Origin of the sequence: Salarchaeum sp. III, assembly GCF_036418315.1 — an archaeon.
GTDB lineage: Archaea > Halobacteriota > Halobacteria > Halobacteriales > Halobacteriaceae > Salarchaeum.
This window is the reverse complement of sequence record NZ_JAZHPG010000024.1, coordinates 163287-175577: the sequence shown is the minus strand read 5'-3', so window position 1 is coordinate 175577 and position 12291 is coordinate 163287. Positions and strand designations below refer to the sequence as shown.

The following is a 12291-nucleotide window of genomic DNA, read 5'->3' as shown; positions in this document are numbered from 1 at the left end:
CCCGTGGCCGCCCACCGGCGAGACATGAGCGACCAGGACCTCGGGGATTTCTCGCCGTCCGGAACCGCGGACGGCCGAGCCGAGACGCACCACGACGCCGCCGACGCGGACGCGAACACGGACGCGGATGGGGGCGAGGATGCGGACGCGTTCACGCGTCCCGACCTCGACAGTGCCGGCGGCGGCGACGGTATCGGGGTGCTCGCCGTCTCCCAGGGCCTCCGCATCAGCGAGGAGGAGGGGGAGACGACCATGCGGGCGTACGTCACCGCGGAGAACCGCTCGGACATCCGCATCGGGAAGTACGTGCTCGCGGACTACCCCGGCCCCGAGTCGCTGTTCTGCCGCATCAAGGGCCTGGAGTACGCCCAGCGGTTCCACGGCGACGACGCGAACGAGATTCACGCGCGGCGCGCGATGCGCTCGGACGGCATCGAGGAGGACGACTACCGGTTCCTCGCGGACCTCGACCCGCTCGCCGTCCTCTACCCCGACGACGGCGACCTGAAACGCCGGATGCCCGACCGCGTCCCGAAACCCGAGACCGTCGTTGAGGAGGCGACCGAGACCGAGCAGATCAAGACCGGGCTGAAGATTCCCGAGGACGGCGTCTTCCTCGGCCACCTCTCCGTCGGCGGGGAGAAAGTGCGGACGGCCGCCCGGCCGCCGACCATCGACTACCGCGTGAAGGACGACTACCGCGACGGAGACCCGCTCGCGTTCCGGCATACGTTGATCGCCGGTGGAACTGGGTCCGGGAAGACGCACACGTCGAAGAACGTCCTCCGGCAGTACCTCCACGAGGAACGGCGGTACGAGATGGCGGACGGCGCGGAACGACGGATGGCGGTCGTGCAGTTCGACCCGCAGGACGAGTACGCGCAGATGCACGACGACAATCCCGCCGCCGACCGGGAGGACGCGCGGCGCTGGGAGGCAGACGGCCTCGCGCACGGCGGGCACGACGACACCGTCGCGTTCGTCCCGAAAGTCGGGGACGCCACGTACGCGGCGAGCCACCACCACGCAGAACAGCGCGCGTTCACCGTGCCGTTCTCGATGGTGCGCTCGCGGCCGTGGCTCGTCGCGTCCAGCGACCTGAACGACAACCAGTACAGCGCGCTCACACTCCTCCTGAAGCGGTTCTTCCGCCAGTACGGGAACGAGGGGACGTACGCGGAGTTCACGTCCTTCCTCGACGACCCCGCGCTGAAGGAGGAACTCGACGAATCCGGACGCGTCCACGAAGCCACCTACGAGGCGGTGATGCGGCGCGTGCTCGGGATGCCGAGCGGCGTCTTCGACCAGGACGCACCCCCCATCACCGACCTCGTGCACGAGTTCGTGCGTCCGGGGGGCCTGTCGGTAGTCCCGACCTACCACGTGAACGACACCCGCGCGACCGAAACCGTCGTCCTGGCGCTCGCGAGCCTGCTCGTCGACCAGAAACTCTCGAACGACCCCGACTTCGACCGCATCAAGGAAACGCCGCTCCTCGTCGGAATGGACGAGGCACACAACTTCCTCGCGGACGCGGACAGCGTGCAAGCCAAGAACGTCATCGGGAAGTTCACTGAAGCCGCGAAGCAGGGACGGAAGGAACGCCTCGGCCTGTTCCTCATCACGCAGGACCCCCAGGACATCGCGGACCCCGTGTTCAAGCAGGTGAACACGACCGTCGTCCTCAACCTCGGGGACGAGGACGCCATCAAGAGCGTGAACATCCCGAGCAATCTCGAAGGAAAAGTCCCGTACATGGAGACGGGCCAGATGGTCGTCTACTCGCCCGACAACTCCGAACCGGTCGAAATCGTCGGCCTCCCCACGTGCCTCACTCGGCACGGCCGCGACTGACCCCGGCCCCTATCTTTTTCGGGGAGCGTGACGAATCGCGGGACATGTCGAAGATACTCGTCCCCATCGACAGTTCCGAACAGTCCACCGACGCGCTCGAATACGCGCTGGAGGAGTTCCAGAGCGACGACATCACGCTGATTCACGTTATCGACCCCATCGAGGCCGGCTACACGGCGCAGGCGACCGTCCCCGGCTACAGCGAGGAGTGGTACGAGCAGGCGCAGGAGGACGCGGAGACGCTCTTCGAGCAAGCGCAGGAGACCGCGGACGAATACGGCGTCAGCCTCGACACCGTCACCGAAGTCGGACGACCCTCCCGGACCGTCGTGGACTACGCCGAGGAGAACGACTTCGACCACATCGTCATGGGCAGCCACGGCCGCAGCGGCGTCAGCCGCATCCTCCTCGGTAGCGTCGCCGAATCCATCGTTCGGCGCTCCCCGGTCCCGGTCACTATCGTCCGATAGCGCTCGTTTTGCGTGCAGGCGACCCGCCGCGTCCACGAGGTCTGGGTCGCACAACCGCGCGAACCCCGTGGCCGTTCTCACAGCACGCCCCCGACTGGTCTCGCCCTCGTATATGAACGTTCACCTCCTTCCTGCGTAGTAGCTGTCCACGGCCTCCGCGAGCGAGCGGCGTTCGCGCAGCGAACGAAGCGAGGGAGGGGTGCTTTCGTCGTAGCGTTTGCCGAGCGCGCCAGAGGCGCGCGGAGCGCAAAAGGTACGTTAGAAGATGTTCGCCTGCCGGTACACGCTGATTCCCTGGCCGGTGATTTCGTAGGGTTTGGTTTCGCGGGAGTGGTTTGCGTCCCGGATTTTCTGGATTTCGACGGCGAGTCGGGTTTCGCGGAAGTCCTCGGGGCGGATGTATCGGAGGAGGAAGACGGCGTCGGTGAGGTACTCGATGATGCCGTGGCGGGAGGCGTACGGGTTGTTTTCGGCGGCTTCGCTGGTGAGCATGGTGGTGACGCCGGCGTTCTTGAGGGCTTTGGTGAAGTCGTAGATTTCGGTGCGGCGGGTGGCCTGGTCGTCGTACATCATTTCGAGGAGGCTGACTGAGTCGAGGACGAGTCGGGTGGCGCCGAAGTCCTCGACGAGCCGGGGGAGTTCGTTCCGGATGCTGGTGAGCGAGTTCGCCATCTCGATTGGGTCGAGGTCGATGATGGCGAGGTCGTCGTTCGCGATGTGTTCGGCGAAATTCCAGCCTTTCTCGTTCGCGCTGTCGACGATGCGTTCTTCGGTTTCTTCGAGCGTGATGAAGACGGCGCGTTCGTCGTTCTTGAGGGCGTGGTTGAGGAATTGGAGGCCGAACGTGGTCTTTCCGGTGCCGGCGCTCCCGATGGCGACGATGAGGCTGCGTTCGGGGACGCCGCCCTGCACCATGTTGTCCAGTCCTTCAATGCCGAGTTCGATGCGGGGGATGTCGGATTCGTACGCTTCCTCTTCGAAGTCAGCCTCCCCGTCGCTGTTGTCGAGGTCGAACCCGAATCCGCCCTCGCCACCGCCGAACGCGGTCTCGAAATCACCACTCTCGGCACTGCCGCTGCCACTGAACGCGGCTTCGAAGTCGGCGCTCTCGTCGCCACCACCGCTGAATGCGTCCTCGAACCCGCTTTCGTCCTCGTCCTCCGCTGCGGCGGTTCCGCTGCCGAAGGCGGCCTCGAAGTCCGCGGTACTCGTCTCCGTACTCGACGCGGTCTCGTCCTCGCTGGCGTCGGTCTCGCTCTCGTCCGGCGCCGCGTCGGACGCTCCGTCGCCACCGAACGCGGCCTCGAACGCTTCGGACTCGGGCGATGCGTCCGGCCCCGATTTGTCCTCGGCCGTTTCTTCGGATTCCGCGTCTTCCTCGGACTCGTCCGTCTCGAACGCTCGCTCGAACCAGTCCTCGTCCTCAGCCACCCGTCTCACCCCCGTGGCTGGTCGCGTCGGCCGTCATACTTGAATGAGGCGGTCAGAACGCAAAGTAGTTTTGCCCTCGTGGAAGAACGCTTTTCCCGACCCCAGCGAGAGTAGCGGGTGATGGGTTTCTTCGACGACCTCGCCGCCCGCATCGACGCCACGGACAGCGTCGTCTGCGTCGGCCTCGACCCCGACCTCGACCGGCTCCCCGACGACGTGCAGGAGAAGGAGTTGCCGCGCTGGGCGTTCAACCGCCGAATCATCGACGCGACGCACGAGCACGCGGCGTGTTACAAGCCGAACGCGGCGTTCTACGAGGGTGCCGACGGCTGGCGGAGCCTCCGCGAAACCGTCGCGTACGCTCACGGGAAGGGTGTTCCGGTCATCCTCGACGCGAAGCGCGGCGACATCGGGAACACCGCTCGCCAGTACGCCGAGGTCCTCGACTACGCGGACGCCGTCACGGTCAACCCCTACCTCGGCCGGGACAGCCTCCAGCCCTTTCTTTCCCACGAGGACGCGGGCGTGTTCGTGCTCTGCCGGACGTCCAATCCGGGCGGGAAGGACTTCCAGAACCTCGAACTCGCGGGGTTCGACGAGTACCTCTACGAGCACGTCGCGCGTCGCGCGAGCGAGTGGAACGAGAACGACAACGTCGGCCTCGTCGTCGGCGCGACCAGCACGGACGAACTCGAGGGCGTCCGCGACACTGTCCCCGGTCTTCCCTTCCTCGTGCCCGGCGTCGGCGCGCAGGGCGGGGACGCCGAGGCGGCGGTCGAGTTCGGGCTGAACGACGACGGTGTCGGGCTCGTGAACTCCACGCGCGGCATCATCTTCGCCGGCGAGGACTCCGAAGAGTGGGCGTCCGCGGCCGGGCAGGCCGCGAAACGCCTCAAAGACCGCCTGAACCAGTACCGCTAGCGGGGTTCGCCCCAGTCGTCCGGCGACCCGCCCCGGTCGCTGTTCCCGCCGCGGCCCCCCGTTCCGTTCGTCTCGCGGTCACCGTACTGTCGCGCGCATTCCGTGCAGAGCCCGGTCTCGCGGTCGTAGTGCTCCCTGCAGACGACGCGGCCGCACTGGTCGCAGGCCTGGCGTGCGTCCGCGCTCTCACAGACCTGACAGACGCCGGTGACGCTCATACCGAATGTACGCGAACCGCCGGCTTCAATCCCCGGGACGAACCCCTCGTGTGACATACTGTATCGGTCGTACAGACGGCCGATACGAGCGCTCTACCTCCGAAGAAAGTTTATAAGCGGGTGTCCCCAATCCGTTCTCATGGGTCTCGACCAGCCCCTCCTCGACCGCGCTATCGAGCACGGCGAGGAGGAGGGCGGGAACGTCGAGTTCAAGGAACGCCTCGCGCGCGACATCCACCTCGCGGACGGCCGGATGGAGAGCCTCGTGGCGCAGCTCCGCCACCGCGTGCTCTCCGGGGACGGCGAAGCCCTCTACGTCGTCGGCGTCACGGACGACGGCGGCGTCGCGGGTATCGAACCCGACGCCTTCTCCGAGTCGCTCGACGTGCTCAGCCTCCTCGCCGAGGAGGCGAACGCCCACATCGACGACGTGGTGACGCGCGGCACCGACGACGGCGGCCTCGTCGGCGTCGCTACGGTGCGCGACGGCGGCCAGCTCGACGGCGGCGACGACCACATCATCGTCGGCACCGCCGGACACGTCGACCACGGGAAGTCCACGCTCGTCGGGTCGCTCGTCACCGGACGACCCGACGACGGCGACGGCGACACCCGGAGTTTCCTCGACGTGCAGCCACACGAGGTAGAGCGCGGGCTGTCCGCCGACCTCTCCTACGCCGTGTACGGGTTCGACGCCGAGGGCCCGCTTCGCGTGGACAACCCGAGTCGGAAGTCGGCCCGCGCGGCCGTCGTGGAGTCCGCCGACCGCATCGTCTCCTTCGTCGACACCGTCGGTCACGAGCCGTGGCTCCGCACCACGATTCGGGGACTGGTCGGACAGAAAATCGATTACGGCCTCCTCACCGTCGCCGCGGACGATGGCCCGACGAAGACGACGCGCGAGCACCTCGGCGTCCTGCTCGCCACCGACCTCCCGACAATCGTCGCCGTCACGAAGACCGACCTCGTGAGCGACGAGCGCCTCCTCGAAGTCGAACGGGAGGTTGAGAAACTCCTTCGGGACGCCGGCCGCAGTCCGTTGCTCGTCGACCGCTACGGCGTCGCCGCTGCCGTCGACGAAATCAGCGATACTGTCGTGCCGCTCGTGCGGACGAGCGCGGTGACGATGGACGGCCTCGACACGCTCGACCGCCTGTTCGAACACCTCCCGAAAACCAACGGCGGCGGCGAGGACTTCCGGATGTACGTCGACCGCACGTACAGCGTCACCGGCGTCGGCGCGGTCGCCTCGGGCACGGTGAAATCCGGGACCGTCGAGGCGGGCGACGAACTCCTGCTCGGCCCGCTCGCCGACGGCTCCTTCACCGAGGTCGAGGTGCGGAGCATCGAGATGCACTACCACCGCGTCGATAGGGCGGAAGCCGGCCGCATCGTCGGCATCGCCCTGAAGGGCGTTCAGGAGGCGGATATCGAGCGCGGGATGGTGTTGCTGCCGCGGGACGCCGACCCTGCGCCGGTCCGCGAGTTCGAGGCGGACGTGATGGTTCTCAACCACCCGACGCGCATCGACGCCGGCTACGAGCCAGTCGTCCACCTCGAAACCGTCAGCGAGGCCGTCCAAATCCAGCCGGACGGCGGCCAACTCCTCCCCGGCGACTCCGGGAGCGCGCGCGTCCGCTTCAAGTTCCGCCCCTACCTGGTGGAGGAGGGACAGCGGTTCGTCTTCCGCGAAGGGTCGAGCAAGGGCGTCGGCACCGTGACCAGCGTCCGCTGATGGAGTTCACGTTCGACGCCACGGAGCTGGTCGCCGGACTCGCGCTCACCGCCGTCACCGCTGCAGGCGTCTCCGTTATCGCGCCCGGGGCGTTCGCGCTCGCGGCCGGACTCGCGCTCGGCCTGCCGTTTTTCGCGGCGGGCGCGGAACTCACCGAGCCGTCGCCGCGGGACCGCCTCGAAACCGCGACGACCGCGCTCGTCGTCGGTATTCTCGCTGCGCTCCTCGCCGGAGTTCTCCCGCAGCCCGCGCGAATCCCGGTGGTCGTGGGCGCGACTTACGTCTCCGGGTCGCTCGTCGCGGTCACGCGATAGCCGCCGGCCGTCGATTCCGCGAGCCCGAACAGCACCGCCCAGTCCAGCAACCGTTGGACGCGCTCGCCCCACTCGTCCTCCCAGTCCGCCGTCTCCCGCTCCCATCGCGGCACCGCGTCGAACGCCGCGAACACGTCCTCGGCGTTCCGTGCGTTCTCCCCGAGCGCGTTCAGGACTTCGCGCGCGCCGTACACGCCGTCGCGGAACCGTCGCGCGAGCGTCTCCCGATTCGGCGCGTCGTGGACGCGCTCGAACCCCTCGTCGGTCTCGCGCGCGAGCGAGAGCGCGCGCAGGAAGGCGAGCCAGTCCGAGGCGTCGCCGCGGTCCTCAACATCTGTCTGGGCGACGACGCGCTCGCAACAGTCGCTTTCCGTCCGCGGGTCGGCCGGCACCGTCGCGTGAACCGCCCACAGGTCGTTGAGGGAGTCGGGCGCGGGCGGAACGGGCTTGTGTCGCACTACAGGAAACTCTCCGCCAGCAGATCCTCGCGGGTGTCGCCGAGCGCGTACGTCGGGCCGCCGACGACGTTTATCGTCACCTGCGCGGGCGCGAAGTAGCCCTCGGCGACTTCGCTCATCTCCCAGTCCGCGTCCGCGAACACGGCCCGGGAGGGCGCGTCGTACTCGCTCGCCGTCGACGGCAGCGCGTCGAACGCGTCGCTGTCCTCGCGCACCGTGAAGTGAGCCTGGCCGCCGTGCACGACGCTGTCGGTCGTGCGCGCGATGGCTTCCTCCTCGCCGCCCGCGACCGGCGCGACCGGCGCGCTCCCCGTCGCGGAGAGCACCTTCTGCGGGTCGTAGCCCGCCTCGAACAATCGGAACAGCGCCATCTCGGCCGGGCGTGCGGCCGCGGAGACGCTCCCCGCGATGCTCGCGGTCGCGTACGTCGGCAGGTAGACGCCGTCCGTGTTCACGCCCGCCTCCTCCGCGATTCGCTCCGCGACAGCCTCCGTCGGGAGGCTGTCGGACTCGATACTCAATACTGTGAGGTCGAACGCGTCAGTGTACCCGAGCGCGCGGAACTCAGCCTCGTCCGCGACCAGCGCGCGCGCCGGCCCCGACCCCAGCCCCTCGAAGCCGTCGAGGGAGAGCTGCCAGCCCGCCTTCTGCGAGCACAGCAGCCCCAGCCCGGGCCGATCGCACGTGAGTTCGACGTGCGGGAACGCCGCGCCCGCGACCTCGTCCATCCGCGTCTGCACCGTCGCCAGCCCCGCGGTCTGGAGTTCCGCGAGCAACAGTCCGGCCTCCATCCCGCCCTCGAAGTCCACGCCGAAGTCGAGGACGGTCGCGCCGTTCTCCAGGTCGAACGCCCCGATGTCCAGTTCGTCCGCGAAATCCAGGGCTTCGTCCGCTAGCTCGATGGCCATCCGATTGACGCTCTCCATACCCAGCGCGTTCGCCCGTCTCGCGTAAAGGGTTTCTCAGTCCCGCTCCCGGCGCGCCGGCCGGCCGAGCGCGTCCTCGACCGAGTCGACTTTCTCGCGTGCGCGCTGGTCGCGACCCCGCTTGTCGTCTATCTTCAGGAACGTGCTCACGCGGTCGCCCGGAACCGCCTTGTGCGCCGCCCCAACCGCGTCCAGCAGCGCGTCGATGTCATCCGCCTCGATAACGGTCCCCATCGGGTTCGTCTCGTACGACACGTCGTACTCGTCGAGCGCCGCGACCGCCTTCGCCACGTCCTCGCCCATGCTTCCCTCCCGAACCGGCGCAACGCTCAACAGCGCGATGACTGTCATACTCGAGCGTTCGGCGGCGCGCTACTTAGCGTCTGGCCGCAGACGCTCCCCGTCCGAACACTTCGGCGGTACGAGCGCGCACCGTTCTGCTAGCCCCACACATACTACTACACAACTCGAATAATACGCGCCCCTCTCAGAGCAATTGATTGCAGTGAACCGCCTCGCGGTCAAGGCCCGAGACACTCGGCCTGCTCAGCCAGCAGAAGTGCGCTGGCTGGGAGTTGAACAGCGTCAGACTCACTGCGCTCGCCTGACTGGCTCAAATCCCGCTATCACATTCACACCTACTATCACACGCCGAGCGAGAGACGGCTCGCTCGACGGTATGCGTCTGAGAGAAGTGCGCTGGCTGGGATTTGAACTTCAGTCACTCCGCTCGCGTTCGCTCGCTTCGTTCCTTAGTTCAGAATCCCCGTGAGCGATTTCACTGCTCACTTCGTTCGCAGTAGAAATGCGCTGGCTGGGATTTGAACCCAGGTTGTGACCATGGCAAGGTCACGTGATACCACTACACTACCAGCGCGCGTTCTTCGCATTCGAATCGAGGGGGGCGCTACAAATAAGACTTGCGAAGCGAACACGGCGCGGGCGTCGACCCCGACGCCCGCTAGCACATGAAACGGGCGTACGGGGCCGTGTGAAGCCGTCTCAGTCCGTCGGGGAGAACGCCATACTTTTAAGGGTCCCGTCGGTAGTCGTGGTACAGTCTCGTGTCGAGACGAAGAAGCGATACGGCATGACAGTCAGCGTACTCGTGCCGTCGTCCCTCGTCCGGGAAGCCGAGGACAAACGCGAGGCAACTCGCAAACTCGGCTACGTGGCCCGCGCGGCCGCGGTCTTCCGGGCTGACCGCCTCGTGGTCTTCGACGACCCCGAGGGGGAAGAGAAGTGGGGCGGCGGGTTCGTCGAAACCGTTCTCCGGTACGCCGCGACCCCGCCATACCTCCGAAAGGAGGCGTTCGGGACGCGGAGCGAACTGGAGTACGCTGGCATCCTGCCGCCGCTCCTCGTGTCGGCATGGACCGGCTCCGAATCGAGCGGTTCGGGGTCGAAACGACAGGGAATCGTGACCCAGGTCGGACCTGAAGGGCGCGTCCGGGTCAATTGCGGCATGCAACACCCGATCTCCCTCCACACGCCTCCCGGTATGGAGGTCGTGGAGGGGGAGCGCGTGACCATCAGGGTCTCTTCGCGACGACCGGTCCGAGCGAAACTCCTCGACGAAACCCCTCCAGGGTTTCAAGTGGTTCGCTCGAACCTCGGCGACGAACTCGACCGTCCCGACGCGGGCTACCGCGTGGCGACATCACGGCACGGCACGCCTATCTCGGCGTCGTCACTGCCGGACGTCACGCGCCGCGTCCACCAGGACGGACTGACCGTCGCGTTCGGCGCTCCCGCTCGGGGACTCCCCCCGATGCTCGGCGTGTCCGAATCAGCGGTCGAGGAGGCGTCCGCCGACTCAGCCACCCACGCCCCCGGTGGGTTCGACACCTGGCTCAACGTCATCCCGCGTCAGGGCAGCGAGGTAGTGCGAACGGAAGAAGCTCTGTTCGCCGCTCTCAGCTGTCTCACGCTCACGGAGTGATACGATGCCACAACCAAGTCGACCACGAAAAGGCTCGATGGGCTACGGCCCCCGTAAGCGGGCAGCAAGTGAAGTGCCGCGCTTCAACAGCTGGCCGACCGACGACGGGCAGCCGGCCCTGCAGGGCTTCGCCGGATACAAGGCAGGCATGACTCACGTCGTGACGGTTGACGACAAAGCCAACTCTCCCACGGAGGGTATGGAGCAGTCCGTCCCCGTCACGCTCGTTGAAACACCCCCGATGCACGCGGCCGCGGTGCGCCTCTACGAGGACACGCCGTACGGCCAGAAGCCGCTCACGGAAGTGTGGGCGGCCGACCTCCACGAGGACCTCGACCGCGTGCTCTCGACGCCGGACGAACCCGGCGACCGAGACGCACTCACTGAGGCGCTCGAAGCCAACGACGTGGCGGACGTGCGTGTCATCACGCACACCGTTCCGTCCGAGGTCGCGAGCGTCCCGAAGAAGGACCCCGACGTGATGGAGACGCGCGTCGGCGGCGGCTCCGTTCAGGACCGCGCCGACTTCGCACTCGACCTTCTCGACGACGGCAGTCACGAACTCGGCGACGTGTTCCGCGCCGGCGAGTTCCTCGACGCCGCGGGCGTCACGAAGGGCAAGGGCACCCAGGGCCCCGTCAAGCGCTGGGGCGTCCAGAAGCGCAAGGGCAAGCACGCCCGCCAGGGATGGCGGCGTCGCATCGGTAACCTGGGCCCGTGGAACCCGAGCCGCGTTCGCTCGACGGTCCCCCAGCAGGGCCAGACTGGCTACCACCAGCGCACCGAACTGAACAAGCGCCTGCTCGACTTCGGCGACGACGCCGCGGCGGACGACATCAACGCCGACGGCGGGTTCGTCAACTACGGCGAAGTCAGCGGACCGTACGCCCTCGTGAAAGGATCGCTCCCGGGCCCGGACAAGCGCGTGCTGCGCTTCCGTCCGGCCGTCCGGCCGAACGAATCACCGCGCCTCGATCCCGAGGTTCGGTACGTTTCCAATAGCTCGAACCAAGGATGACACAGGCAACAGTACGCGGCCTGGACGGCGAGGACGCCGGCACGCTCGACCTTCCGGAGGTCTTCGAGACGCCGTACCGGCCGGACCTCATCAAGCGTGCGGTGCTCGCCGCCCAAGCCAACCGAAAGCAGTCGTATGGAGCGGACGAGTTCGCGGGACTGCGAACGTCCGCGGAGTCGCCCGGGAGCGGTCGCGGGATGGCGCACGTCCCCCAGACGAACGGACGCGCCGCCCGCGTTCCGTTCGCCGTCGGTGGGCGACGCGCACACCCGCCGAAGGCGGAGAAAGACCACTCGCTCGCGGTGAACGACAAGGAGCGGAAGGCGGCCGTCCGGAGCGCCATCGCGGCGACCACGGACGCCGACACCGTCGCCGAGCGCGGCCACGCGTTCGACGACGACCTCGACCTCCCGCTCGTCGTCAGCGACGACTTCGAGGACCTCGTGAAGACCAAGGAGGTCGTGAGTTTCCTCGAATCCGTCGGCGCCTACGCTGACGTCGAACGCGCGGACGACGGGAAGACGGTGCGGGCCGGCCAGGGGAAACTCCGCGGCCGCAAGTACCGCGAACCCACGTCCGTCCTGTTCGTCACGTCCAGCGAGACCGGGCCGTCGAAGGCGGCGCGCAATCTCGCCGGCGTCGACGTCGCGACCGCACGCGAGGTGAACGCGGAAGACCTCGCGCCCGGCACGGAACCCGGACGGCTGACCGTCTGGACCGAGAGCGCGGTCGAGGAGGTGGCCGACCGATGAGCGGACTCATCGACTACCCCCTCGTCACGGAGAAGGCGATGAACGACATGGACTTCCACAACAAGCTCCAGTTCGTCGTGGACATCGACGCCTCGAAGCCCGAGGTCCGCGACGAAGTCGAGGAGCAGTACGACGTCACTGTGGAGTCCGTCAACACGCAGGTGACGATGGACGGCACGAAGAAAGCCATCGTCCGGCTCTCCGAGGAGGACGACGCGCAGGACGTCGCCTCCCGCATCGGGGTGTTCTAAG

General features: G+C 67.5%; 14 protein-coding genes and 1 tRNA gene. 9 read left to right on the top strand and 6 right to left on the bottom strand.

The genetic code is table 11. The features are described 5' to 3' along the window. Positions 1 to 24: 24 nt before the first annotated feature. Together U3A55_RS08275 and U3A55_RS08270 are read left to right on the top strand one after the other, a co-directional pair. Entirely contained in the window at positions 25 to 1854 is a 1830-nt protein-coding gene (locus tag U3A55_RS08275) for an ATP-binding protein (protein WP_330991015.1), read from the top strand. 44 nt (positions 1855 to 1898) lie between these two features. After that, positions 1899 to 2324: a universal stress protein gene (locus tag U3A55_RS08270; RefSeq protein WP_330991014.1), complete on the top strand. Its 426-nt coding sequence runs from the start codon at positions 1899 to 1901 to the stop codon at positions 2322 to 2324. A 258-nt stretch (positions 2325 to 2582) separates the two neighbouring features. On the opposite strand, the gene U3A55_RS08265 is transcribed toward U3A55_RS08270, so the two are convergent. Then, positions 2583 to 3755: a KaiC domain-containing protein gene (locus tag U3A55_RS08265; protein ID WP_330991013.1), complete on the bottom strand. Its 1173-nt coding sequence runs from the start codon at positions 3753 to 3755 to the stop codon at positions 2583 to 2585. A gap of 120 nt (positions 3756 to 3875) precedes the next feature. Here U3A55_RS08265 and pyrF point away from each other — a divergent pair, with 120 nt between their 5' ends. Beyond that, positions 3876 to 4676 carry an orotidine-5'-phosphate decarboxylase gene (gene pyrF / locus U3A55_RS08260; protein ID WP_330991012.1) on the top strand — a complete coding sequence of 267 codons (801 nt, stop codon included), beginning with the start codon at positions 3876 to 3878 and terminating at the stop codon, positions 4674 to 4676. On the opposite strand, the gene U3A55_RS08255 is transcribed toward pyrF, so the two are convergent. Then, positions 4673 to 4894 carry a hypothetical protein gene (locus U3A55_RS08255; protein ID WP_330991011.1) on the bottom strand — a complete coding sequence of 74 codons (222 nt, stop codon included), beginning with the start codon at positions 4892 to 4894 and terminating at the stop codon, positions 4673 to 4675. The two genes, pyrF and U3A55_RS08255, sit on opposite strands and share 4 nt — an antisense overlap. Positions 4895 to 5033: 139 nt before the next feature. On the opposite strand from U3A55_RS08255, the gene U3A55_RS08250 reads away from it, so the two are divergent. Continuing rightward, positions 5034 to 6629 (top strand): GTPBP1 family GTP-binding protein, encoded by a 1596-nt coding sequence (locus U3A55_RS08250; RefSeq protein WP_330991010.1) that lies wholly within the window; start codon positions 5034 to 5036, stop codon positions 6627 to 6629. Then, complete coding sequence (locus tag U3A55_RS08245; RefSeq protein ID WP_330991008.1) at positions 6629 to 6943, top strand: hypothetical protein; 315 nt, start codon at positions 6629 to 6631, stop codon at positions 6941 to 6943. The genes U3A55_RS08250 and U3A55_RS08245 overlap by 1 nt, the downstream gene beginning before the upstream one ends. Here U3A55_RS08245 and U3A55_RS08240 read toward each other — a convergent pair. From U3A55_RS08240 to U3A55_RS08225, 4 genes are all read right to left on the bottom strand, one after another. Then, positions 6907 to 7401: a hypothetical protein gene (locus U3A55_RS08240; protein WP_330991007.1), complete on the bottom strand. Its 495-nt coding sequence runs from the start codon at positions 7399 to 7401 to the stop codon at positions 6907 to 6909. The two genes, U3A55_RS08245 and U3A55_RS08240, sit on opposite strands and share 37 nt — an antisense overlap. Continuing rightward, positions 7401 to 8327 carry a methenyltetrahydromethanopterin cyclohydrolase gene (gene mch, locus U3A55_RS08235; RefSeq protein WP_330991006.1) on the bottom strand — a complete coding sequence of 309 codons (927 nt, stop codon included), beginning with the start codon at positions 8325 to 8327 and terminating at the stop codon, positions 7401 to 7403. The genes U3A55_RS08240 and mch overlap by 1 nt, the downstream gene beginning before the upstream one ends. A 36-nt stretch (positions 8328 to 8363) precedes the next feature. Continuing rightward, positions 8364 to 8678, bottom strand: a complete 315-nt coding sequence (locus U3A55_RS08230) for an MTH1187 family thiamine-binding protein (RefSeq protein ID WP_330991005.1) — start codon at positions 8676 to 8678, stop codon at positions 8364 to 8366. Positions 8679 to 9133: 455 nt separating this feature from the next. Then, positions 9134 to 9204, bottom strand: a tRNA-Gly gene (locus U3A55_RS08225). 213 nt (positions 9205 to 9417) lie between these two features. Here U3A55_RS08225 and U3A55_RS08220 point away from each other — a divergent pair. Genes U3A55_RS08220 through U3A55_RS08205 form a run of 4 tightly spaced genes read left to right on the top strand, consistent with a single transcriptional unit; the run spans position 9418 to position 12290 of the window. Beyond that, a complete protein-coding gene (locus U3A55_RS08220) occupies positions 9418 to 10269 on the top strand; it encodes a putative RNA uridine N3 methyltransferase (RefSeq protein WP_330991048.1) in 852 nt (283 codons plus the stop codon). Between the two features lie 4 nt (positions 10270 to 10273). Next, positions 10274 to 11287, top strand: coding sequence for a 50S ribosomal protein L3 (locus tag U3A55_RS08215; protein ID WP_330991004.1), 1014 nt, complete (start codon positions 10274 to 10276; stop codon positions 11285 to 11287). Next, a complete protein-coding gene (gene rpl4p / locus U3A55_RS08210) occupies positions 11284 to 12039 on the top strand; it encodes a 50S ribosomal protein L4 (protein WP_330991003.1) in 756 nt (251 codons plus the stop codon). The genes U3A55_RS08215 and rpl4p overlap by 4 nt, the downstream gene beginning before the upstream one ends. Beyond that, positions 12036 to 12290, top strand: a complete 255-nt coding sequence (locus U3A55_RS08205) for a 50S ribosomal protein L23 (RefSeq protein WP_330991002.1) — start codon at positions 12036 to 12038, stop codon at positions 12288 to 12290. Before rpl4p ends, U3A55_RS08205 begins: the two co-directional genes overlap by 4 nt. The last annotated feature ends 1 nt before the right edge of the window (position 12291 follow it).

Coding starts and splice junctions, on each gene's coding strand:
- U3A55_RS08255 (WP_330991011.1), bottom strand. CDS start 4,894: ATGAGCGTCACCGGCGTCTGTCAGGTCTGTGAGAGCGCGGACGCACGC.
- U3A55_RS08270 (WP_330991014.1), top strand. CDS start 1,899: ATGTCGAAGATACTCGTCCCCATCGACAGTTCCGAACAGTCCACCGAC.
- U3A55_RS08245 (WP_330991008.1), top strand. CDS start 6,629: ATGGAGTTCACGTTCGACGCCACGGAGCTGGTCGCCGGACTCGCGCTC.
- U3A55_RS08215 (WP_330991004.1), top strand. CDS start 10,274: ATGCCACAACCAAGTCGACCACGAAAAGGCTCGATGGGCTACGGCCCC.
- U3A55_RS08275 (WP_330991015.1), top strand. CDS start 25: ATGAGCGACCAGGACCTCGGGGATTTCTCGCCGTCCGGAACCGCGGAC.
- U3A55_RS08250 (WP_330991010.1), top strand. CDS start 5,034: ATGGGTCTCGACCAGCCCCTCCTCGACCGCGCTATCGAGCACGGCGAG.
- U3A55_RS08220 (WP_330991048.1), top strand. CDS start 9,418: ATGACAGTCAGCGTACTCGTGCCGTCGTCCCTCGTCCGGGAAGCCGAG.
- mch (WP_330991006.1), bottom strand. CDS start 8,327: ATGGAGAGCGTCAATCGGATGGCCATCGAGCTAGCGGACGAAGCCCTG.
- U3A55_RS08205 (WP_330991002.1), top strand. CDS start 12,036: ATGAGCGGACTCATCGACTACCCCCTCGTCACGGAGAAGGCGATGAAC.
- rpl4p (WP_330991003.1), top strand. CDS start 11,284: ATGACACAGGCAACAGTACGCGGCCTGGACGGCGAGGACGCCGGCACG.
- U3A55_RS08230 (WP_330991005.1), bottom strand. CDS start 8,678: ATGACAGTCATCGCGCTGTTGAGCGTTGCGCCGGTTCGGGAGGGAAGC.
- pyrF (WP_330991012.1), top strand. CDS start 3,876: ATGGGTTTCTTCGACGACCTCGCCGCCCGCATCGACGCCACGGACAGC.